The 21250-nt window shown below is 65.2% G+C and carries 18 protein-coding genes; 4 read left to right on the forward strand and 14 right to left on the reverse strand.

What is annotated here, in order from left to right; all coding sequences use genetic code 11:
* Positions 1-13: 13 nt before the first annotated feature.
* From rpsR to rpsF, 3 genes are read right to left on the reverse strand one after another with little or no spacing between them, the layout of a single operon-like run.
* Positions 14-304, reverse strand: a complete 291-nt coding sequence (rpsR, locus tag ASF61_RS13715) for a 30S ribosomal protein S18 (RefSeq protein ID WP_019922639.1) — start codon at positions 302-304, stop codon at positions 14-16.
* Positions 305-319: 15 nt separating this feature from the next.
* On the reverse strand, positions 320-625 hold the full coding sequence (gene priB / locus ASF61_RS13720) for a primosomal replication protein N (RefSeq protein ID WP_056156742.1): 306 nt from the start codon (positions 623-625) through the stop codon (positions 320-322).
* A gap of 17 nt (positions 626-642) precedes the next feature.
* Positions 643-1038, reverse strand: coding sequence for a 30S ribosomal protein S6 (gene rpsF / locus ASF61_RS13725; protein ID WP_056156744.1), 396 nt, complete (start codon positions 1036-1038; stop codon positions 643-645).
* 169 nt (positions 1039-1207) lie between these two features.
* Here rpsF and ASF61_RS13730 point away from each other — a divergent pair, with 169 nt between their 5' ends.
* Positions 1208-3943 carry a DUF5695 domain-containing protein gene (locus ASF61_RS13730; RefSeq protein ID WP_200919867.1) on the forward strand — a complete coding sequence of 912 codons (2736 nt, stop codon included), beginning with the start codon at positions 1208-1210 and terminating at the stop codon, positions 3941-3943.
* Between the two features lie 201 nt (positions 3944-4144).
* The gene (gene lexA / locus ASF61_RS13735; RefSeq protein WP_056156749.1) at positions 4145-4783 is read left to right on the forward strand and encodes a transcriptional repressor LexA; all 639 of its coding nucleotides are present in this window, start codon (positions 4145-4147) and stop codon (positions 4781-4783) included.
* A gap of 152 nt (positions 4784-4935) precedes the next feature.
* Here lexA and ASF61_RS13740 read toward each other — a convergent pair whose 3' ends face one another.
* From ASF61_RS13740 to ASF61_RS13790, 11 genes are all read right to left on the reverse strand, one after another.
* Positions 4936-6180 carry a cystathionine gamma-synthase family protein gene (locus ASF61_RS13740; RefSeq protein WP_056156751.1) on the reverse strand — a complete coding sequence of 415 codons (1245 nt, stop codon included), beginning with the start codon at positions 6178-6180 and terminating at the stop codon, positions 4936-4938.
* 4 nt (positions 6181-6184) lie between these two features.
* Entirely contained in the window at positions 6185-7711 is a 1527-nt protein-coding gene (gene purF / locus ASF61_RS13745) for an amidophosphoribosyltransferase (RefSeq protein WP_056156753.1), read from the reverse strand.
* Between the two features lie 56 nt (positions 7712-7767).
* A complete protein-coding gene (locus tag ASF61_RS13750; protein ID WP_056156756.1) occupies positions 7768-8256 on the reverse strand; it encodes a CvpA family protein in 489 nt (162 codons plus the stop codon).
* A 35-nt stretch (positions 8257-8291) separates the two neighbouring features.
* Positions 8292-9398, reverse strand: coding sequence for an SPOR domain-containing protein (locus ASF61_RS13755; RefSeq protein WP_056156758.1), 1107 nt, complete (start codon positions 9396-9398; stop codon positions 8292-8294).
* A 22-nt stretch (positions 9399-9420) separates the two neighbouring features.
* On the reverse strand, positions 9421-10710 hold the full coding sequence (gene folC, locus ASF61_RS13760) for a bifunctional tetrahydrofolate synthase/dihydrofolate synthase (protein WP_056156760.1): 1290 nt from the start codon (positions 10708-10710) through the stop codon (positions 9421-9423).
* A 182-nt stretch (positions 10711-10892) separates the two neighbouring features.
* Positions 10893-11765 carry an acetyl-CoA carboxylase, carboxyltransferase subunit beta gene (accD, locus tag ASF61_RS13765; RefSeq protein ID WP_056156762.1) on the reverse strand — a complete coding sequence of 291 codons (873 nt, stop codon included), beginning with the start codon at positions 11763-11765 and terminating at the stop codon, positions 10893-10895.
* 165 nt (positions 11766-11930) lie between these two features.
* Positions 11931-12728: a tryptophan synthase subunit alpha gene (gene trpA / locus ASF61_RS13770; RefSeq protein WP_056156764.1), complete on the reverse strand. Its 798-nt coding sequence runs from the start codon at positions 12726-12728 to the stop codon at positions 11931-11933.
* A gap of 47 nt (positions 12729-12775) precedes the next feature.
* Positions 12776-14050: a tryptophan synthase subunit beta gene (trpB, locus tag ASF61_RS13775; RefSeq protein ID WP_056156766.1), complete on the reverse strand. Its 1275-nt coding sequence runs from the start codon at positions 14048-14050 to the stop codon at positions 12776-12778.
* Between the two features lie 12 nt (positions 14051-14062).
* Entirely contained in the window at positions 14063-14737 is a 675-nt protein-coding gene (locus ASF61_RS13780; RefSeq protein ID WP_056156768.1) for a phosphoribosylanthranilate isomerase, read from the reverse strand.
* An 18-nt stretch (positions 14738-14755) separates the two neighbouring features.
* Positions 14756-15559 carry a tRNA pseudouridine(38-40) synthase TruA gene (gene truA / locus ASF61_RS13785; protein ID WP_056158112.1) on the reverse strand — a complete coding sequence of 268 codons (804 nt, stop codon included), beginning with the start codon at positions 15557-15559 and terminating at the stop codon, positions 14756-14758.
* A 56-nt stretch (positions 15560-15615) separates the two neighbouring features.
* A complete protein-coding gene (locus ASF61_RS13790; RefSeq protein ID WP_304438302.1) occupies positions 15616-18627 on the reverse strand; it encodes a FimV/HubP family polar landmark protein in 3012 nt (1003 codons plus the stop codon).
* Positions 18628-19378: 751 nt separating this feature from the next.
* Here ASF61_RS13790 and ASF61_RS13795 point away from each other — a divergent pair.
* On the forward strand, positions 19379-20107 hold the full coding sequence (locus ASF61_RS13795) for a phage tail protein (RefSeq protein WP_082491752.1): 729 nt from the start codon (positions 19379-19381) through the stop codon (positions 20105-20107).
* 87 nt (positions 20108-20194) lie between these two features.
* On the forward strand, positions 20195-21157 hold the full coding sequence (locus ASF61_RS13800) for a tetratricopeptide repeat protein (protein ID WP_056156770.1): 963 nt from the start codon (positions 20195-20197) through the stop codon (positions 21155-21157).
* The last annotated feature ends 93 nt before the right edge of the window (positions 21158-21250 follow it).

Raw genomic sequence — 21250 nt, forward strand, 5'->3', positions numbered from 1 at the left:
CTAAACTACGCAATTAAGCGTGGTGCAGATCGGTGTATGGCAGCAGGGCCAGATAACGGGCGCGCTTGATCGCGGTGTCCACTTGACGCTGGTAGTGCGCCTTGGTGCCGGTCAGGCGTGCTGGCATGATCTTGCCGTTTTCCTGGACGAAGTCTTTCAGGGTGTCCACGTCTTTGTAGTCCACTTGCTCAACGCCAGCGGCGGTGAAGCGGCAGAACTTCTTGCGCTTGAACAGTGGATTTTGTTGCTTGCGCTTTTCTTTCAGCTTGAGCTTGTTTTTGTCGAACTTTTTACCGAATGCCATGTGAGGCTCCTGTATCTAAATTGAGCTGTCTGTGACAGCACTAAAATCAATGATGTGAAACACCAGGCTTTTGCTATTGCGTGTCTTTTTGTTCAGAAAACCGGTGAACCGGTATACGCCGCCCAGCGGCGCCGCGTCGAACCTGCCTGAGATCTCGCCGGCAGCGACTGCGGCAATCTCGAACTCGCTGGTCCGGGCGATCCCCGCCTCCACTTGCTGCGACCGATGCTGGAGTACAGCATTGATGATCGGCATGCCGGCCGGGGTGTAACGCAAGGCGTCACGCTCGGCGATGAGGGCGGTGAACTGAAGCTGGTTCAGCTCGGTTCCTTGAACAATCAGGCTGCGGCAGGAGCAGGAGCAGCTGCTGGCGCCGGGGTTTCTGCGCGATGCGACTTGGCCGCATCTTCACGCTGAACCGTCTTCATCATTGGCGAAGGAGCGGTTTCCGCTTTCTTCTGCTTGACGGTCAGGTGACGCAGCACGGCATCATTGAATTTGAATGCGGTTTCCAGCTCGACCAGGGTCTCGTTGTCGCATTCGATGTTCAGGCAGATGTAGTGTGCCTTGGCCAGTTTCTGGATCGAGTAAGCCATCTGACGACGGCCCCAATCTTCAACACGGTGCACGGAACCACCGCGCGACGTTACGGTGGTTTTGTAACGTTCGATCATCGCGGGCACTTGCTCGCTCTGGTCCGGGTGGACGATAAATACGATTTCGTAGTGACGCATGAAAACTCCCTTAAGGACTTGTGAATAGTGCCCACCCTGGCGTCAAGACAGGTGTGGGAAGAGGTAAGCCCGCGACTATAACAGCTTTTGGGGCGGAAATCCAGCGCCTTCGGCCGATGCCGGCATGCTAAGCTTTATGACATGTAGAAAGATTTCAACGGAGTCCATCTTGCCGATCATTCGTAAGCTGCTGCCTGCGCTGATGCTACCGCTGCTCGTATTGGCGCAGGCTGCCGATGGTGGCGGTAACGCCACCGCTGCAGCCCAGCCAGCGCCGGTCTATCCGGCCGTCGCCACCCGCGCCTACGGTACCCGGCAATTCCTGCTGGCCCTGCGCCAGGATACCCAGACCCTGGCCCGCCTCGACCCGGTCAGCGAACCGGCGTTCGACTTCGTGCCCGGCGCACGCAGCGCCGAGCGCCAGTTCGACGGCTATGCCCACATCGGCGACCTCAACCTGCGGCTGCGGTCCGGTGCCGAGCCGGCATGGCGCGACTACGCGTCCTCGCGCAGCCGGCGCCCGATCCGCGCCCTGCCCGCCGGCGGCGCCACGCTCGCGGCCGCCGACATCACGGCCACCATGGGCGACGGCCTGCCGCTGCGCATCGAGCGCCGCTGGCTCGACCAGGACGGCGTGCTGGTGCTGCGCTTTACGCTGATCAATCCCACCGCTGCCCCGATCGAGATCGGCGGGCTCGGCATGCCGATGGTGTTCGACAACATCATCACCGACCGCACGCTCGAACAAGCACATGCCAGCGCCAGCTTCGTCGATCCGTACATCGGCCGCGACGCCGGCTACCTCCAGGTCACGCGCCTCAATGGCAAGGGGCCGGCGCTTCTGGTGCTGCCCGACGCGCGCACGCCGCTCGAAGCCTGGCGCCCGCTCGACGACCGCAGCCCGCGCGCGCAGACCGCAGAAGGTTTTTATGACTGGACCGTGGCCAGCAAGGCTTACGCAGAGCAGGACTGGAAAAACGCGGGCGAGCAGTGGAACACCCCGACCAGCATCACGCTGGCGCCGGGCGCGCGGCGCGAGATCGGCGTGCGCTTCACGCTGGCGCCCGCCATTCGCGCCATCGAATCGACGCTGATCGCCCAGCGCCGGCCGGTGGCGGTCGGCATTCCCGGCTATGTCGTGCCCACCGACCTCGACGCCACGCTATTCCTGCACAGCCCGCAAAAGGTGACCGCCATCGCCAGCGCGCCGGCCGGCGCGCTGGTGGTCACGCCGGCTGCCGCCCAGGCCAGCCCCAGGGGCTGGCGCCGTTACACGGTGCAGGGCCGCAGCTGGGGACCGGCGCGGCTCAGCATCAGCTATGCCGACGGCAGCGTGCAGACCGTCAGCTACTTCGTCACCAAGCCGCTGGCGCAGGCGGTGGCCGATCTCGGGCGCTTCACCACCACGCGCCAGTGGTTCGACGATCCGCGCGATCCGTTCGGCCGGGCGCCGGCCATCCTCACCTACGACCGCGAGCAGGACCGCATCGTGACCGACGACGCGCGCGTGTGGATCTCGGGCATGAGCGACGAGGGCGGCGCCGGCAGCTGGGTGGCGGCGATGGCCAAGCAGCTCGACAATCCCGACGCTGAAGAGGTGGCCAAGCTCGAACGGCTGGTGAACGAGACCGTGGTCGGCAAGCTGCAGGTGGCCGACGGCCCGCACACAGGCGCCGTGCGCAAGAGCCTGTTCTACTACGACCCGGCCGCCTTCCCCGGCTACTACGCTGCCGGGACCGACTGGCGCACCTGGACGTCGTGGTCGAAAAAACAGGCGGACGACCTCGGCCGCGCCTACAACTATCCGCACGTGGCGATCGGTCACTGGGTGCTGTACCGTCTGGCGCGCAACCACCAGGGCCTGGTCACGCGGCACGACTGGCGCTGGTACCTCGAGCACGCCTACCGGACCACGGTCGCCATGATGCGCGACGCGCCCGAATACACGCAGTTCGGCATGATGGAGGGCGATGTGTTCATCGACATCCTGAGCGACCTGCAGCGCGAAGGGCTGACCGCCGAAGCGGCCGACATGCAGCGCCTGATGCAGCAGCGCGCCGACCACTGGCGCCGTTTGACCTTCCCGTTCGGCAGCGAGATGGCGTGGGATTCGACCGGCCAGGCCGAGGTGTATGCCTGGATGCGTTACTTCGGCTTCCAGCCGCAGGCCGACATCACGCGCGAAGTGATCCTCGGCTACGACCCGCTCATACCGAGCTGGGGTTACAACGGCAACGCGCGCCGTTACTGGGACTTCCTGTACGCCGGCAAGACTGCGCGCATCGAGCGCCAGCTGCACCACTACGGCTCGACGCTGAACGCGGTGCCGCTGTTCGACGCCTACCGCGCCAACCCGGCCGACCTGCACCTGCTGCGCGTGGCCTACGGCGGCCTGCTCGGCGGAATCACCAATATCGACCGCGACGGCTTTGCTTCGGCCGGCTTCCACGCCTGGCCCGACATGATGCGCTGGGACGCCTACAGCGGCGACTACGGCATGGGCTTCTACGGCCACGCGATCGCCAGCGCCACATATCTGCTCAAGGATCCGACCTTCGGCTGGCTGGCCTTTGGCGCCAACCTCGCGGTACAGGCCGACGGCACCGTCGATATCACCCCGCGCGACAGCGCCCGCACGCGCCTGTTCGTGGCGCCGGCGCGGGCCTGGATCACGCTCGAAGCCGGCAAGATCGACGGCGCCCGCTACGATCCGCGCAGCGGCGCCATCACGCTCGAGCTGGCGCCGGCCACGCCGGCCACACCAGCGGCGCGGCTGCTGGTGCAAAGTCCGGGCAATCGCCTCAAGCCGCGTGAGTCCGCGCCCGGTCAATTGTTAATTGACCGCGGTGGCTACACGGTCCCGCTGACCAGCACGCCGCTACGGGTGGTGCTGGCGCCGCTATGAGGACCGGTCGAGGACGGGTCGAGGACGCGCTGAGGACGCGCTGAGGACAGCGATTGATGACGGCACCAACAAATTTTTTACATTATTTCGCTCAATACAAGAAATTCCCTTGCATTGCGGGGCATACTGTACAAAAATACAGACTGTCTATATCTACAGCCTACTTGGTTGATCCAGTCCACCCTTTCACCGCTTACGCCCATGATCAAGCTCACCGCACGCCAGGAACAAATTCTCAATCTGATCAAGGACGCCATCGAAAACACCGGTTTTCCACCGACCCGCGCCGAGATCGCCAACGAACTGGGCTTCAAGTCCGCCAACGCTGCCGAAGAACACCTGCAGGCGCTGGCACGCAAGGGGGCGATCGAAATCGCGGCCGGCACCTCGCGCGGCATCCGCCTGCTCGGCGCGCACGCCGAACCGGCCGCACCGAAGGTGCCGGCTGCGCTGATGATGTCGCTGCCGCTGATCGGCCGCGTGGCTGCCGGTTCGCCGATGCTGGCGCAGGAAAATCTGGAAACCAACTACAGCGTCGATCCGGCCATGTTCTCGGCCAAGCCCGACTACCTGCTCAAGGTGCGCGGCGAATCGATGCGCGATGCCGGCATCATGGATGGCGACCTCCTGGCCGTCAAAAAGATCGACAGCGCCAAGAACGGCCAGATCGTCGTGGCCCGCATCGGCAACGAGGTGACGGTCAAGCGCTACCGCAAGACCGGCTCGCTGGTGGAACTGCTGCCGGAAAACCCCGACTTCAAGATCATCAAGGTCGACCCGGAGGCTGACGAATTTGCCCTGGAAGGGCTGGCGGTAGGCTTGATGCGCACCTGGCACTAACAACCAATTGGATCCCCGCCTGCGCGGGGATGACGTCGCGCCGGTCGGCGGTGTAACCGCCAGAGCCGACGGGCCAGAAACCGTCACCCCGGCGCCGGGTCCGTCACGTCACGCAGATCCGTCATCCCCGCGCAGGCGGGGATCCAGTTGAATCAGCTACCCGCCAGCGCGCAGCGGAAGTCTTCCAGCAGGTCGGCTTCGTCCTCGATGCCGACCGAGACCCGGATCAGCGACTCGGCGATCCCCATCGACGCCCGCCGTTCGGCGCCCATCTCGTAAAAGATCGTGTGCGCCACCGGGATGATCAGCGTGCGCGTGTCGCCGAGGTTGGAGGCGGGAATGGCCAGCGTCAGGCGGTTGAGGAAGTCGAAGCAGTCGATGCCGTCCTGCAGTTCAAAGCTCAGCAGCGAGCCGTGGGCGCGGAACAGCGCGCTGCTGGTGCCATGCTGCGGGTGCGAGGCCAGGCCCGGGTAGTACACGGCCGCCACCCGCTCATCCCCTTCGAGCAGCTGCGCCAGCGCCAGCGCGTTGCTGCTGGTGCGCTCCATGCGCAGCGCCAGCGTCTCGGCGCCGACGGCAATGTGGTGCGCCGCTTCCGGCGCCAGCGAGGCGCCGAAGTCGCGCAGCGCCTTGGCGCGCAGTTGCGCCAGCCCCCATTGCTGCGGCTGGGCCTTCTTGTAGTTCTCGTAGATATTCGGAAAGCGGGTCCACTCGTAGGCGCCGGTGTCGGTGACGCTGCCGCCGAGCGCATTGCCGTGGCCGCCGATCGACTTGGTCAGCGCATTGACCACCAGCCCGGCGCCGACCGACTTCGGACGGAACAAATACGGCGTGGTCATGGTGTTGTCCACCACGTACAGGATGCCGCGCGCCTGGCACAGTTCGCCGATGCGCCGGAGATCGGCTACCTGGGTGCGCGGGTTGGCGATGGTTTCCACGAACACCACGCGGGTCTGGTCGGTGATGGCGGCCGCGACGTTGGCGACATCGGTGGCATCGACGAACGACACGCCCACGCCCTGCGCCATCGTGGTCTGCCACAGGCTGTTGGTGTTACCGAACAGGAAAGACGACGACACCACGTGGTCGCCGGCGCGCAGCAGCGCCTGGAACACGGCACCGATCGCGCCCATGCCGGTGGCGAAGCAGATCGTGCCCACGCCCTGCTCCATCTGGTTCACCTTGTCCTCGAGCGCAGCGATGGTCGGGTTGCCCTGGCGGCCGTAGCGGAAACCCGGCTCCTTGCCCTGGAACACCGACGCCAGCTGGCGCGCATCGGCATAGCCGAACGCTACCGACGTGTGGACCGGCTTGTGCAGCGAGCCGTGCTCGATGCCCTTGCGGCGGTCGTTGTGCACGATGGTGGTGGTGAAGCCGTAGCTTTTCTGGTCGCTCATGCGCTCAGGCCTCGTTGGTGGCCAGGTTCAGATTCAGCTGCGAACGGGCCGCGTCTTCGGGCGGCTTGGCCTTGGTCGGGTTGTTGCGCGCATCTTCGAGCTTGTCCAGGTATTCGCGGCTGACGTCGCCGGTGATGTAGACACCGTCGAAGCACGAGGCCTCGAAGTTGGTCAGCGCCGGGTTGACGTCCGAGATCGCGCGTTTCAGGGCGTCGATGTCCTGGTACACCAGGGCGTCGGCCGTGATTTCGCGGCACACTTCCTCGACCGTGCGGCCGTGGGCGATCAGCTCGTCCCGGGTGGGCATGTCGATGCCGTACACGTTCGGGAAGATCACCGGCGGCGCGGCCGAGGCGAAGATCACCTTCTTGGCGCCGGAGTCGCGCGCCATCTGCACGATTTCGCGGCTGGTGGTGCCGCGCACGATGGAGTCGTCCACCAGCAGCACCACTTTATCCTTGAACTCGTCCGGAATCGCGTTGAGCTTCTGGCGCACCGATTTCTTGCGCGCCGCCTGGCCCGGCATGATGAAGGTGCGGCCGATATAGCGGTTCTTGATGAAGCCTTCGCGGTACTCCTTGCCCAGCGCCAGCGCCAGCTGGATCGCTGCCGGACGCGACGAGTCAGGAATCGGCATCACCACGTCGATGTCGTCGGCCAGGCCCTGGCGCTGGATTTTTTCGGCCAGGTATTCGCCCATTTTCAGGCGCGTGTTATAGACCGAGGCGCCGTCGATCACGGAGTCGGGACGGGCCAGGTAGACGAATTCGAACACGCACGGGTTCAGCGACGGATGGTCGGCGCACACGCGGCTGTGCAGCTGCTTGTCGTTGTCGATGAACACCGCTTCGCCGGGCGCGATGTCGCGCACGAAGCGGAAGCCCATGCCTTCGAGCGCCACCGACTCGGACGCGATCAGGTATTCGTTGCCCTGCTCGGTTTCATTGATGCCCAGGCACAGCGGACGGATGCCGAACGGATCGCGGAAGGCCAGCAGGCCGACACCGGCGATCTGCGCCACAGCCGCATAGCCGCCGCGCACGCGGCGCATCAGGACGGTCACGGCCTGGAAGATGGTTTCGGCATCGATCGAGATATCGACCGTGGCTTTCTGGATTTCGTGGGCCAGCACGTTCAGTAGCACTTCCGAGTCGGAATCGGTGTTGATGTGGCGGCGGTCGTTCTTGAACATCTCTTCCTTGAGCTGTTCCCAGTTGGTCAGGTTGCCGTTGTGGGCCAGCGTGATGCCGAACGGCGCATTGACGTAGAACGGCTGCGCCTCTTCCTCGCTCGACGAACCGGCGGTCGGATAACGGCAGTGGCCGATGCCCGAGTTGCCCTGCAGCGTACGCATATTCCGGGTACGGAACACGTCGCGCACCAGGCCGTTCGCCTTGTGCATCGCGAACATGCTGCTGTGATTGGTTGCGATACCGGCCGCATCCTGGCCGCGGTGCTGCAGCAGCAGCAGTGCGTCATACAGCAGTTGGTTGACAGGTTGATGGGAGACGACGCCGACGATGCCACACATGTTGAGACTCCTGGACTGGACTAGCAGATTAAGACGCTATTTCAAAACACTTAACTTCAAAAATTCACATGCTGCGACATCGCAGCGGGAAGGTAGTCCTTGACCATGCGCGCGCCCAGTTCGCAATACGGGCTCAGCAGCGCATCCTTCCACAGCGGTTCCTGCGGCAATGCCGTCATGCCACCCAAGATGACGGCGGCCAGCACGATAACAAGGCCCCGCCCGAGACCGAACACGGCGCCGAGCAGGCGATCGAACAGGCTCAGGCCACCGGCATCGAGCAAGGCGCCCAGCACCATGGACAGCAAGCCCATTAGTATCCGGGCGCCGATGAACAGCGCAACGAACGCCAGGATCAGCCGCAGCACCTCGCCCGGCACCGCTGCCGGCAGCAACAGCGCCAGGTGCGCCGCGTAGGCATTGGCCACCACGAAGGCCACTACCCAGCCCGCCAGCGACAGCACTTCCCTGACCAGGCCGCGCACCATGCTGATGACCACGGACGCCGCCAGCACGAAAATCACCAGGTAGTCGAAGATGGTCACGGCAGCCGGCTCGGAAAATCAGGCGAATTGGCCGATCAGACCGTTTCCAGGCGGCCGGCCAGGCCCATGCTCTGCAGCTTGGCGCGCACTTTTTCCGCCTCTTCCTTGCTGCCGAACGGGCCCACGCGCACGCGCGTCACCTCGCCCGACGGCGCTTTCTGCGTGTACGAGCTGATGCCGGCCTGTTTCAGGCGCTCACGCAGCTCGCTGACCTTGGTCTGGTCGCTGAGCGCGGCCACCTGCAGCACGAATTTCTGGCCGGCGTCCGGCGTCACGTTGGCGGCATTGGCCGGCTTGGTCGGCTTACCTTCGAGAATGGCCAGCGCGCGGGCGTCCTGCGCCTGCTTGCTGTCGGCGGCGGGCTTGGCGGCGGCTTTCGCTTCCGCCGCGCGGGCGTCCACCAGCTTGCGCTCGGCATCCGCCCTGGCCTTGGCGTCTTCCCTGGCTTTCAGGCGAGCCTTGGCTTCGGCATCGGCCCGGGCTTCCGCCTTGGCGTCAGCGAGCTTGCGCTCGGCATCGCGCCTGCGCTCGAGTTCGGCGCGGCGGTCGGCTTCCTGCTTGTTGCGGGCATCGGCTTCGGCCTTGGCGCGCGCTTCGCTGGCGGCTACCGAACGGTCGAGCTCATCGGAATGGGCCTGGGCCTGCGCCGACAGGCCGCTGTCGGGCCGGGTTGCGGGCTTGGCTGCGGCGGTTGCAGCGGCAGACCTGGCGTCGGGCTTGCCATCAGGCTTGACGTCGTCGACGATTTCCTCGCGGCTGTCGAGGGTGTCGCTGTCCGGAATCGGCACCGGCTTGCGGTCGGTGCGCGCGGCATCGGCCGGGCGGTCCTTGGACGGAATCTTGATGTCGATGTCGGACGCCAGCGGCTTGGGCTCGGAATCGAGCACCATCGGCAGGCCGATGGCGACGGCCAGCGCCAGCGCAATGGCACCGACCAGGCGCCGGCGCGCACGTTTTTTCTCGGGCAGGATGGGATCGTCCGCTTCGCGGTCGCGCGTGCGGCGGCGCGGTCCGTCGTTGTTGGACGAGGCGCGCTTGGAACGGGCGCGCTCCAGTGCGGCCTGGTCATCGGCACTGGTGTAATAGCCGCTGTCCTGCGCGGATGCTTGCTTGTTTTTGCCGAATTTCGAGAACAAGCCCATGCGTGATTTCAGTCCTGTGTGTTCAATGGAATGCGGATTTTCGCGCTGCCATGACGCCGGCAACGGTGAGGAAAGATCCAAAGACCACAATTCTATCATTCTCGCCGGCCCGGCTGACCGCATTTGCGTACGCCGCCGCCGGATCGTCGAAGATGGTGATCGTGCGTTCGGCCCGGTCCGGCTGCACGATCTGCACCTTGGCCGCCAGTTCCGACGCCGTGGCCGAGCGCGGCGATGGCAGCGTGGCCAGGCACCAGTGATCGACATGCTCGGCCATGGCGGCAATCACGCCATCGATATCCTTGTCCTGCATGGAGCCGAACACGGCATAGGTGTACGGGTGGAAGCCCATGTTGCCGAGGTTCTGGTTTAGCGCCGAGGCCGCATGCGGATTGTGGGCGACATCGAGGATCACGGTCGGGCGGCCGGGCAGTACCTGGAAGCGGCCCGGCAACTCGACCGTCACCAGGCCGGTGCGCACTTCCTGCGCGCCCACCGGCAGTTCGATGCGCAGCGCTTCGAGCGCGGCCAGCGCAGCGCAGGCGTTGAGGATCTGGTTGGCGCCGCGCAGGCTCGGGTACGCCAGCGCGTTGCGGCGCTGCCCGCGCCCGCCGTAGTTCCACTGCTGCTTGTCGCCGGCGTAATTGAAGTCGCGGCCCATCAGCCACAGGTCGGCGCCAATGGCCTCGGCGTGGTCGATCAGCGTTTGCGGCGGCACCGGGTCCGAACAGATCGCCACTTTGCCGGCACGGAAGATGCCGGCTTTTTCGAAACCGATCGCTTCGCGCGTATCGCCGAGGTAGTCGGTATGGTCGATATCGACGCTGGTGACGATGGCGACGTCGGCATCGACGATGTTGACCGCATCGAGCCGCCCGCCCAGTCCCACTTCCAGGATCACCACGTCCATGCCGGCGCCTGCCAGCAGGCGCATGATGGCCAGCGTGGTGAATTCGAAATACGTGAGCACGGTGTCGCCGCGCGCGGCCTCGACCGCATTGAAGGCCTCGACCAGCGCAGCGTCGCTGGCCAGCTCGCCGTTGACGCGGGCGCGCTCGTTAAAGTCGAGGAAATGCGGCTTGATGTACAGCCCCACCTTGTAACCGGCGCGCAGCAGTATCGACTCGAGCATGGCGCAGGTCGAGCCCTTGCCGTTGGTGCCGGCGACCATGATCACCGGGCACGAAAATGCCAGCTGCAGGCGCTGCTTGACGGCGAGCACCCGGTCGAGGCCCATGTTGATGACGGTTTCCGCATGGCGCGACTCGAGCAGCGCAAGCCAGGCGGGCAAGGTGGTGGGGAGATTGGACATGGTGGGACTCAAAATGGGAAACGGCGCGCAGACCGGATCATATCCGAATGCGCGCCGCGTGGTGGGAACCTCGCCAACCTGCTGCGCGATCCGCTATCGCCGCTGCGTTGCTCAGCGTACATGCGTACGCTTGCGCTACTCCCGACGATAACGAAGCGCTCGCGGCGGTTGGCGAGGTCCCTTTAGGCGATAACTTCTGCAGGTTGATTTTGTAACAAGGCGAGCAGGCGGGCGATTTCTTCGCGCATCTTGCGGCGGTCGACGATCATGTCGATCGCGCCCTTGGTCACCAGGAACTCGGACCGCTGGAAGCCTTCCGGCAGTTTTTCGCGCACGGTGTTCTCGATCACGCGCGGGCCGGCAAAGCCGATCAACGCTTTCGGTTCGGCCATCACCACGTCGCCCATGAAGGCGAACGAGGCCGAGACGCCGCCCATGGTCGGGTCGGTCAGCACGCTGATGAAAGGCAGCTTTTTCTCGGACAGCCTGGTCAGCATCGAGGTGGTCTTGGCCATCTGCATCAGCGACAGCAAGCCTTCCTGCATGCGGGCGCCGCCGGTGGCGGTAATGCAGATGAACGGCACTTTCTGTTCCAGTGCAGCCTGGGCGCCGCGCACGAAGCGCTCGCCGACGACCGAGCCCATCGAGCCGCCCATGAATTCGAATTCGAAACACGCCACCACGACCGGCATGCTGAGGATGGCGCCGCCCATGACCACCATCGCATCGGTTTCGCCGGTGGCTTCCATGGCCTGCTTGAGACGGTCAGGATACTTCTTGCTGTCCTTGAACTTCAGGGTATCGACCGGCAGCGTGTCCATGCCGATTTCGTAGCGGCCGCCAGCGTCGAGCAGGCTGTCGAGCCGTTCGCGCGCGCGGATGCGCATGTGGTGGTCGCACTTGGGGCACACGTGCAGGTTCGATTCCAGATCGGTACGGTACAGGACCGACTCGCACGACGGGCACTTGACCCACAGCCCTTCGGGCATGGTCTTGCGCGCGGCGACGTCGGTACGCTGTATGCGCGGGGGCAGCAGTTTTTCCAGCCAACTCATTATTTCTCCTTGCAGCTTACTCGTGGCGGCAGTGTAGCCGTTTCTGGCGACCGTGTCGAACATTGCAATACATTAATTTTGAACTTTCGTCATGCATGCAATGGCGCTTTAGAGGGAAATACCCAACCGTTCGACCGCCAGCGAAGCGGGCGGTCGAACGGACCATCAGGCGTCGAGCGCGCTGCGGATGCCGGCCACGAAGGTCTGCACCGCGGCCACGGCGCCGTCCGCGCCATGCTGTTCGATTTCCTGGATGATGCGGCTGCCGATCACCACGGCGTCGGCCACGTCGGCCACGGCGCGGGCGGTGGCGCCGTCGCGGATGCCGAAGCCGACGCCGATCGGCAGCGTCACGTGCTGGCGGATCGCGGCCAGGCGCTGGGCCACGTCTGCCGTGTCGATATTGCCGGCGCCGGTCACGCCCTTGAGCGAGACGTAATAGCTGAAGCCGCCACCGACGCGCGCCACCTGGCGGATGCGCGCTTCGGTGGACGTGGGCGCCAGCAGGAAGATCAGGTCGAGGTCGGCAGCGCGCATGGCGGCAGCGAACTCCTCGCACTCCTCGGGCGGATAATCGACCACGATGGCGCCGTCGGCGCCTGCCGCCTGCGACCGGGCGATGAAGGCCTGGGCGCCGATGCGCTCGATCGGGTTGGCGTAACCCATCAGCACCACCGGCGTGGTCTGGTCGGTCTTGCGGAATTCGGCAACGTAATCGAACACGTCGCGGATGCCGACGCCGTGCGCCAGCGCGCGCTCGCAGGCGCGCTGGATCACCGGGCCTTCGGCCATCGGGTCCGAAAACGGCACGCCGAGTTCGATGATGTCGGCGCCGCCGGCCACCAGCGCGTGCATCAGCGGCACGGTCAGCGCGGGGCCGGGGTCGCCGGCGGTGATGAAGGTAACCAGGGCGGTCTTGTGTTGCGCTTTTAAAGCGGCAAAGGTGGCAGCGATACGGGACATGGCAGGCTTTCTATGGGGTGGAATGGGGCAATCGTTTCAGGTCGACTTCAGCTGAAATTGAGCCCCATCCGCTCCGCCACCGTGTGCATGTCCTTGTCGCCCCGGCCCGACAGGTTGGCCAGGATGATCTGGTCCCTGGGCAGCGTGGCTGCCAGCTTGACTGCATAAGCGAGCGCATGGGCCGACTCCAGCGCCGGGATGATGCCCTCGATGTGGCAGCAGTCGTGGAATGCCTGCAGCGCTTCCTCGTCCGTGATCGACACGTATTCCGCGCGGCCGATATCTTTCAGGTGCGCGTGCTCGGGCCCCACGCCGGGATAGTCGAGGCCGGCCGAGACCGAGTGTGTCTCGATGATCTGGCCGTTCTCGTCCTGCAGCAGATAGGTGCGGTTGCCGTGCAACACGCCCGGATAGCCCTTGGTCAGCGAGGCCGCATGCTTGACGCCGTCGAGCCCCTCCCCGGCCGCTTCCACGCCCACCAGGCGCACCTGCTGCTGGTCGATGTACGGGTAGAAAATACCCATGGCGTTGGAACCGCCGCCGATGCAGGCGGTCACCACGTCGGGCTGGCGTCCCGTCATTTCCGGCATCTGCACCAGGCATTCCTCGCCGATCACGGACTGGAAGTCGCGCACCAGCATCGGGTACGGGTGCGGGCCGGCCACGGTGCCGATGATGTAAAAGGTGTTTTCGATATTGGTGACCCAGTCGCGCATCGCTTCGTTGAGCGCATCCTTGAGCGTCTTGGAACCCGATTCGACCGGCACCACGGTCGCGCCCAGCAGCTTCATCCGGTACACGTTCTGGGCCTGGCGCTTGACGTCCTCGCTGCCCATGTAGACCACGCATTCGAGGCCGAAGCGGGCGCAGATGGTGGCGGTGGCCACGCCGTGCTGGCCGGCGCCGGTCTCGGCGATGATGCGGCGCTTGCCCATGCGGCGCGCCAGCAGCGCCTGGCCGATCACGTTGTTGATCTTGTGGGCGCCCGTGTGGTTCAGGTCTTCGCGCTTGAAATAGATTTGCGCGCCGCCGGCGATCTCGGACCAGCGCCGCGCGTGGTAGATCGGCGATGGCCGGCCGACAAAGTGCTTGAGCTCGTAGCGGAATTCCTGCAGGAAGTCCTGGTCCTTGCTGTAGCGCTCATAGGCGGCGTTCAGTTCGGCCAGCGCATAGGTCAGGGTTTCGGCCACGAACGCGCCGCCGTAGGGGCCGAAGTGGCCGGTGGCGTTGGGAAAATCGTAACCGGTGGCGTGGAACAGGGGCGCAGCGGCGCCGCCGTCGATGGAGTCTTGCTTGGTGTCTGGCGTGATGGTGTCTTGCATGATGGTGTGCTTTCAGGAAGCTCTGTCGAACTGGTCATCTCCGGCCCGCACCGCCGCGATGAAATCGGCGATCTTGCGGGCATCCTTGATCCCCTTCGCTGCTTCGACACCACTGCTGATGTCGACCGCGTAGGGACGTACGTCGACCACCGCGTCAGTGGCGTTGTGTACGCTCAAGCCACCACTCAAAACGACCCGAGGCGCGAGCTCTTTTGGAATGAGAGACCAATCAAAACCCTTTCCTGCGCCGCCATAGGCATCCACATATGTATCCAGCAACAGGCTGGCAAACAGGGGACTGGCGGCACGGCATAGACGCTCGTATTCTAGCAAATCGGCTGGCGCCGTGTCAGGCTTGACCCGGAATACGCGCAGGAACTGGCGTCCGCAGGCGGTGGCGATCGCGGCCGACTGCGCGATGGTCTCGTCGCCATGCAGCTGCACCAGCGAGACCGGCGCCACCTTGACCGTTGCCGCCACTTCGTCCGGCGCAGCATTGACGAACAGGCCGGTACAGGTGACGAACGGCGGCACCGCTGCGATCAGCGCAGCGGCCTGCTGCGGCGTGACATAGCGCGGACTTTTCGGATAGAACACGAAGCCGATGGCGTCGGCGCCGAGCGCCACTGCCGCCTGCACGTCTTCCACGCGGGTCAGGCCGCAGATCTTGATACGGGTACGGTGCATGATAGTCCTCGGCAGCCCTCAAAACCAGGGCAAGGGGCTGGTGGTTTCCAGCGGCAGCTCCCACTTGGGGTCGTAATCGATCCTGGCCAGGTAGAGGCCGTCCGGCATGAAGGTCGGCGCTGCTGCGTGGCGGTCCTTCGATGCGAGCAATTCGCCGAGCCATTCCGGCCGCTGGCGGCCGGTGCCGATGTACACCAGCGAGCCCACCAGGTTGCGCACCATGTGGTGCAGGAAGGCGTTGGCGGTAATCGTGAACACCACCAGCTCGCCGTGGCGCCTGACTTGGATATCGTGCATCAGCTTGACCGGCGACTTGGCCTGGCACTGCGCTGCGCGGAATGCGGTGAAGTCGTGCCAGCCCAGCAGCGGCTGCACGGCCTGCTGCATCAGGTCCACGTCGAGCGGACGGAAGCAGAAACCGGCGCGCCCTTCCAGCAATGGCGAACGGGTGGGATTGTTGTACAGCACGTAGTGATAGGTGCGCGCGCGGGCGCTGAAGCGCGCGTGAAAAAAATCATCGACGCCCGGGTCGCCGGGCAGCTCCCTGGCCCAGCGCACCGCGATCGACGGCGGCAGGAAGGCATTCACGCCGCGCAGCCAGGCGTGGGTATCGCGGCTCAGATCGGTATCGAAATGCACGACCTGTTCCAGCGCATGGACGCCGGTATCGGTGCGGCCGGCGCAGGTGGTGGCCAGCGGCACCCGGGCAAACCGTTCCAGCGCCTGTTCCAGCTGGTCCTGCACCGTGCGGCCGCTTTCCTGCTTCTGGTAGCCGTGCCAGGCGCTGCCGTCGTACTGCAGGCCGATTGCGATCCGTTTCAATTGCTGCCCAATCTGAATTTCCGAATCGGCCATTATAGCGCCTGCGCCTGCCGCGATCAGCCCAGCTTTTCCTTCATCGCAGTAGCCTTGGCGACCTGCTCGTCGCTGCCGCCGCGCAGCACTTCGTCGAGCAGCTCGCGCGCGCCTTCCTTGTCGCCGATTTCCTGGTAGGCCACTGCGAGGTCGAGCTTGGTGTCCATTTCCATCTGCAGCGCAGACATGGGCTCGGCACGGCCAGTCTCGGCACGGCCAGTCTCGGCACGGCCAGTCTCGGCACGGGCGGTGTCAGCAGGGCCAGTCTCGGCACGGTCGGTCTCGGCACGGTCGGTCTCGGCACGGTCGGTCTCGGTGCGGCCGGCATCGGCACGGTCGGCATCGGCACGGTCGGCATCGGCACGGCCAGTATCGGCACGGCCAGTGTCGGCACCTGCCGTATCGGCGGCCTGCGCCGGGGTCGGCTCGCTGCTCAGATCGAAATCGATGCCGGAGAGGTCGAACTCGGGCGGCGCTTGCTTGTCGGCCACGGCCGGTGCTGGGGCGGCCGGCTCGGCCCCGAGCGACGGTTCGGCCGGCGGCACGGCCAGTGCCGGTACGTCCGGAATGGTGAAGTCGGCGGCATCGAAGTCCAGCGGCACGCGGGTGGCTTCAGCGCTGGCGTCCGGTGCCGGCGCGGCGCTGGCCGGGGCGGCAGGGTCGGTCGGCAGATCGAGCGTGAAGTCCATGCTCGGGTCGTACGCCGGCTCGGGCGCCGGCGCCGGCGTGTCATACGACAGGTTGAAATCGTCGTCCTGCAGGAACGGTGCCGCATCGGCCGGCACCTTGGCCAGCGGGTCTTGCGCGTAAGGGTCTTGCGCGTAAGGGTCGGGGGCAGACGAGGCCGGCGCGGCCTGTTCTGGCGCTGCGAAGTCCAGGTCGCCCAATCCGAAATCGGCCTCGTGGGATTGCGCAGCCATCGAAGCGGGCGAAATGGCGGCATCTGCCGCTGGCGGCAAGTCCTGGTCGATTCCGCCATCGCGTTCGCCATCGACACCGGCGTCGTAGGCGCCTGGCGCAGCCGCTGCCGCAACCCCGGGTTCGCCATCGTCGTGATCATACGCGGCGTAGGCGGCGGCAGCGGTGGCGGCAGCGACTGCGCCAGCCGTCGCGGCCAGCGGCGCAGCGCCGAAACCGTCCGCGCCTTCCGGCGTGGCGCTGGCGTACAGCGGATTACCGGGCTCGAGCTCGCGGCCCATGCGGGCAGCCTGTGCCCAGTCGTCGCCCTGCCCGCGCGTGAGCGCATACAGTTCCGACGCCTGGGTTTCGAAGGCGCGCGCATCCTGGCGGTTGGCATAGATCTCGAGCAGTTTCAGGCGCACGGCGTCGCGCTCGGGATGGGTGCGCAGCGCTTCCTTGAGCAGTTCCTCGGCCTGGGTATCGCGGCCGTAGGCGATGTACACATCGGCTTCGGCCACCGGATCGACGTCGTTGTTATCGAGCTGGCTGGCCGATGGCGCGAACTGGGGATCGAGGTGGGCATCGAGGTGACTTTCGAAGGCGCTGCGCTCATCGCCTGCCTGCGAGGCTGCAGCGGCAGCGGCAGCTGCAGCGGCTGGCGCCGCCGGCGCCGGATCCCAGGCCGGCGCTGCATCGAGACCGTCCGGGCCCGCGTCGTCGCGCGGCACCACGAACTTGCGGCGGCGGCGCGCGGCCACGGCGGCCAGCGCCGCCACCACGGCCACCAGCAGGCCGGCAACCAGCAAGCCCACCATCTGCGAATTGGCCATCAGCTTGCCGAACAGGCCCGGCTCTTCGAGCTTGCGCGGCGGAATGACCGGCGCCATTTTCGCCGGTGCAGCCGGCGCGCTGGCAGCGGGCGCCGTGCCAGCGGGCGCCGTGCCAGCGGGCGGGCTGGCCGCAGGGGCCGACGCTGCAGCAGTCTCGGCCGGCGCAGTAGCGGCCGACTTGCTTTTCACTTCCATCAGCTTTTCAAGGTCCGTAACGTTTTTTTCCAGTTCCTTGACCCGCGACGACGCATCGTCCACCTGCTTTTGCCGGGCGATCTTGTCTTCGACGGCGGCGCCGGTGTTGCCCTCGCCGGGCTTGCCGGACGTGGCCTTGGACAGGGTGAGCTTGTCGCGCGCGGCATTGACCGCGTTCGGCTTTTCCTCGACCTTGGCAGTGATCTTGCCCGACGAATTCTGGCCGGTGCCGGCGTCGGCAGCTGGCGTGCTGTTGGCGACCTGGCCCGCCAGGCGCGCGCGGTAGGCGTTGAAGTCGCGCGCATGCGCCACCACCACGCTACGCGCGCTGGCCTCGGCATCGCCCTCGCCCGCGTTGGCGGCGCGGATGGCGCCGGCGTCGGGCACGGCCAGGATCTGGCCGGACTTGAGGCGGTTCATATTCTTGCCCATGAACGCTTCCGGATTGGCGCGGTACAGCGCCACCAGCATCACGTCGAGCGACACGTCTGCCGGCTTGACCTGGTTGGCGATGGCGGTCAGGGTGTCGCCGCGCTTGACGGTGACTTCCTCGACCGCTGGCTTGTCCTTCTCCTTGCCCTTCTCCTTGCCGGCTTCGCCGGCTGCAGGCGGCCTGGCCGCGGCCGGGGCGGCCGCAGGTGCCGCAGGCGCAGCCGCTGCCGTAGTGGTTGGCGTGCGGGCAGGCCCCAGGTCCACCGGCGCGGCAACCTGCGGCGAGCGGGCCGCGCGCATTTCCGGCGGATCGAGCAGGAACGTGTATTCGCGCACCATGCGTCCACCGTTCCAGTTCAGTTCCAGCAGCAGGTCGACGAACGGCTCGTTGAGCGGCTGGCTCGATGACACGCGTACCAGTGGCCGGCCGTTGCGCTGCTCGACCTCGAAACGCAACGCCGACAAGGCGGGATTGAAGTCGATATTGGCCGTGCGGAAGGCCTCTTGCGACGCCAGCCGGACCGACAGGCCGCCGGCCTCCTCGGCGGTCACGGCGCTGACCTCGATTTCGGCGCGCAGCGGCTGGCCCAGCGCGGACAGCACGGTCAGCTTGCCGAGTCCAGCAGCGTTAGCCGATATCAGCACCGCACTGGCAACGGCGCCGGCAAGGGTTTTCAACGCGAATGAGACGATGCTGGAGCGATTGTTTACAGGCATGGTGGGAAGACGGCAAATGGTTGTTAGAGGAAAAATGTTACTTTCCCAGATATATCAACATAACATCATGGACCCACCGGAGGCAAGCCTCGCACGCCGCGACGCCCCTTTGCCGCCGCCCGTGCGGCAAAAAATCCACCCTCTACCGAGCCCGTGCGGTTACCTGAAACGCCCACCGCGCCCCGCTTTTTTTCTCGTCAAGCGATCCCGCATCAATTGATTTACGCGTAGGCAGAGATAATCTGCAGCGGCCAATTTCTATATCGAATGACAGCAGAAATGAATCTTAATTCATGTGCCAGCCATTATTGCAGCGCTCAACCGAAAACAGTTAAACGGAATATTTTTATTTACATCATCTGAATTGTTTTTTCGATACTTTCTGCGACGGCGCAGAATGACGCTGAAATGTGACACCTAGTGAAATAATCAACGCGAAAAGTTAAATTTTCCGTTACCATGGGAAATAGTTTCCTTGCGGATTCAAAATCATCGTGGGCCGCCTATTAACTATTCCACAGGAAACGATAGATTTGGAGAGTATTGAAAACTCCATCGCTATTTAATTACCACATCCAGGGGATAAACAATGAAGTTTTCAACGAAGAAGCGCGCTACCCGCCTTGCCGCAATCGCCGGCCTGCTTGCTGCAGCTTGCAGTCCCAGCAGCTTTGCGTGCACCGACACGCCGGTTCTGGCCAGCATCTGCGCGATGGCAGTGCCTTACACATTCGGCAATTTCAATCACCAGTACATGCTTGCGGCCGGGCAGGAATTATCGATCAATCAGTACACGGCGCTGTATGCGCTGATCGGCACCACGTATGGCGGCACTGGCACGACCACCTTCAAGCTGCCGGACCTGCGCGGCAAGTTCATGGTCGCTGCCGATGGCGGCGCGACCTACCCGACCGGCGGTACCGGCGGCAAGAACAGCGTGGCGCTGACCAGCGCCAACCTGCCGGCGTTCAGCTTGCCGCTCAATGCGGCCACGGTCAACCTGGGCCAGGTCACGGTCACCACGACGCTGCCGACGCTGAGCGGCACCGCAAACATCGCCGCCGTGGCAGCGACCGGCACCGTGTCGAATCTGAAGCTCAATGTCGTCAACACCAGCGGGGGTGCCGCCACGCCATCGGGCAACTATCTGGGCAAGAGCGCCAGCAGTTCCGGCAATATCTATTCGGCTGCAGCGCCGGACGCCTCGCTCAATCCCGGTGCCATCAGCGGCGGCACGGTCGCGGTCAACGTTCCAGCCAGCAGTGCGCCGCTGGTGCTGACCTGGACCGGCGACACCAAGAGTGTCGTGGGCGGCACGGCCACTGTAGCCGGCAACGCCGTGTATCCCGGCACCGGCGTGGCGTTCGATGCGCGGCCGCCGTACATGGCGCTGACGTACTACATCGCCGCCACCAACGGTCTCTATCCAAGCAGAGACTGAGACTGACTGCTGGCGCACCGGGTGCGCCAGTTGCGGTGGCAGGCCGACACGTCTGCCACCGTCGATGAATTAACCAGGAATACTATCGTGCGCACCGCCGCCGCTCTCACCTTCTCTGCCCTGCTGGCGGTCACCCTGCATGCAGGTGCTGCACCGCGCAATCTGTCCGAAGAACTCAAGCCTGCCGACCGCGCCCTGGCTGCGCAACAGTATGCGCGCGCTTACAGGCTGTATGCGCGTGCAGCGCCACGCAATCCGCTGGCGCAATTCAGCCTCGGCCTGATCGAGCAAAAGGGATGGGGCCGCCCGGCCAACCCGGTGGCGGCCTGCGCCTGGTATGGCAAGGCAGCGCAGGGCAATATCCCGGCCGCACAACAGTCGTTTGCCGACTGCCTGGCCAGCGGCACCGGTCAGGCGGCCGACGGCCAGGCTGCGCTCGCATGGTACCGGAAGGCCGCCGAATCGGGCATCGCCTACGCACTCTGTTCAGCCGGCGAACTGTCGATACGCGGCAAAGTCGTCGCCAAGGATGTGGCCCATGGCCTGGCCCTGTGCACCCAGGCCGCCCAGGCCGGCCTGGCGCCGGCCATGCTGCGCCTGGCCGACTACTACCGCGATGACCAGGACGTCCCGCAGAACCTGGCCGCTGCGCGCGCCTGGTACCAGCAGGCAGCGGAACACCGCCTGCTGGTGGCGCAGTACCGCCTGGGCCTGATGCTGAGCCAGGGCGAAGGCGGCGCTGCCGATCCCGCCGCGGCATTGTCGTGGCTCGAACATGCGGCCTCCGAAGGGTATGCACCGGCGTATCTGCCGGTTGCTATCTTGTATGGCAACAGTGCACCGGATCCGGCCACCGGCGCGCTGACGCCGGAACACCTGGCAAAAATTTACATGTGGACCAGCGCTGCCAAAGCCACCGCGACCAGTCAGGCCGACCGGGCCGAAATCGACAAGATCGAGCAGCTGGTCGACCGGGTGATGCCGGCGCAATGGAAACCGGAACTCGACCGGCGTGTGGCCGAACACCTCGGCAAATTCGCCGCGCCCTGAACCACCCGCGCGTCGCCCACCGGGCGACCCGGACAATTCAAGCAATCCAAGCCAATTCAGCTCAGGCACCTCAACCAGGAAAAACCATCATGC

The organism is Duganella sp. Leaf126, from assembly GCF_001423125.1.
In the GTDB taxonomy this organism is placed as follows: Bacteria; Pseudomonadota; Gammaproteobacteria; order Burkholderiales; family Burkholderiaceae_D; genus Rugamonas.

Bases quoted from the DNA above. Each gene is read 5' to 3' on its own strand.
- rpsR (WP_019922639.1), bottom strand. From the start codon at position 304: ATGGCATTCGGTAAAAAGTTCGACAAAAACAAGCTCAAGCTGAAAGAA.
- rpsF (WP_056156744.1), bottom strand. From the start codon at position 1,038: ATGCGTCACTACGAAATCGTATTTATCGTCCACCCGGACCAGAGCGAG.
- lexA (WP_056156749.1), top strand. From the start codon at position 4,145: ATGATCAAGCTCACCGCACGCCAGGAACAAATTCTCAATCTGATCAAG.
- ASF61_RS13740 (WP_056156751.1), bottom strand. From the start codon at position 6,180: ATGAGCGACCAGAAAAGCTACGGCTTCACCACCACCATCGTGCACAAC.
- purF (WP_056156753.1), bottom strand. From the start codon at position 7,711: ATGTGTGGCATCGTCGGCGTCGTCTCCCATCAACCTGTCAACCAACTG.
- ASF61_RS13755 (WP_056156758.1), bottom strand. From the start codon at position 9,398: ATGGGCTTGTTCTCGAAATTCGGCAAAAACAAGCAAGCATCCGCGCAG.
- folC (WP_056156760.1), bottom strand. From the start codon at position 10,710: ATGTCCAATCTCCCCACCACCTTGCCCGCCTGGCTTGCGCTGCTCGAG.
- accD (WP_056156762.1), bottom strand. From the start codon at position 11,765: ATGAGTTGGCTGGAAAAACTGCTGCCCCCGCGCATACAGCGTACCGAC.
- trpA (WP_056156764.1), bottom strand. From the start codon at position 12,728: ATGTCCCGTATCGCTGCCACCTTTGCCGCTTTAAAAGCGCAACACAAG.
- trpB (WP_056156766.1), bottom strand. From the start codon at position 14,050: ATGCAAGACACCATCACGCCAGACACCAAGCAAGACTCCATCGACGGC.
- ASF61_RS13780 (WP_056156768.1), bottom strand. From the start codon at position 14,737: ATGCACCGTACCCGTATCAAGATCTGCGGCCTGACCCGCGTGGAAGAC.
- ASF61_RS13795 (WP_082491752.1), top strand. From the start codon at position 19,379: ATGGCAGTGCCTTACACATTCGGCAATTTCAATCACCAGTACATGCTT.